The following is a 649-nucleotide window of genomic DNA, read 5'->3' as shown; positions in this document are numbered from 1 at the left end:
CAGCAGGTGCCCGGTCACGGCGTCGGCGGTCGGGTAGTCGAAGGCCAGCGTGGCCGGCAGCGCCAGCCCGGTGACCTCGGTCAGCCGGTTGCGCAGCTCCACCGCGATCATCGAGTCGAAGCCCATGTCCTTGAACGGACGGCCGGTCTCCACCTCGGAGGCCGAGCCGTAGCCGGCCGACGCGGCGACCGCCGAGCGGACCAGGCCCAGCACCTCGCGGGCGCGTTCCGCCTCCGCCAGCCCGGCCATCCGCGCGGCCCACCCGGACCGCTCGGGCTCGCCGCCCTCCTCGGCGATCGGGGCGACCTCGGACAGCAGCGGGCTCGGCCGCGAGGAGGTGAACCCGGCGGCGAACCGCTCCCAGTCCACGTCCGCGACCGTGACGCACGCCTCTCCGAGCTGTCCCAGCGCGGCCGAGGCGAGCTGCGGGTCCAGCGGGTTCAGCCCGCGCCGCCGCAGGTAGTCGGCCGCCTCGCCCTGGACGGCCATGCCGACCTCGGCCCACGGGCCCCACGCGATCGACGTGGCGACCAGACCGTGCGCCCGACGGTGCTCGGCCAGCGCGTCCAAGTAGGCGTTCGCGGCGGCGTAGGCGGCCTGGCCGCCGCTGCCCCACACCCCCGCGATCGAGGAGAACAGCACGAAGGCG

1 protein-coding gene is annotated in these 649 nt (G+C 76.0%); it reads right to left on the bottom strand.

What is annotated here, in order from left to right:
- A partial coding sequence (locus tag P3X83_RS43190) for a beta-ketoacyl reductase (protein WP_277311261.1) occupies positions 1 to 649 on the bottom strand: 649 nt, incomplete at both ends.

Source organism: Spongiactinospora sp. TRM90649 (genome assembly GCF_029382225.1).
GTDB lineage: Bacteria > Actinomycetota > Actinomycetes > Streptosporangiales > Streptosporangiaceae > Spongiactinospora.
This window is presented reverse-complemented; position numbering and strand designations above follow the sequence as displayed.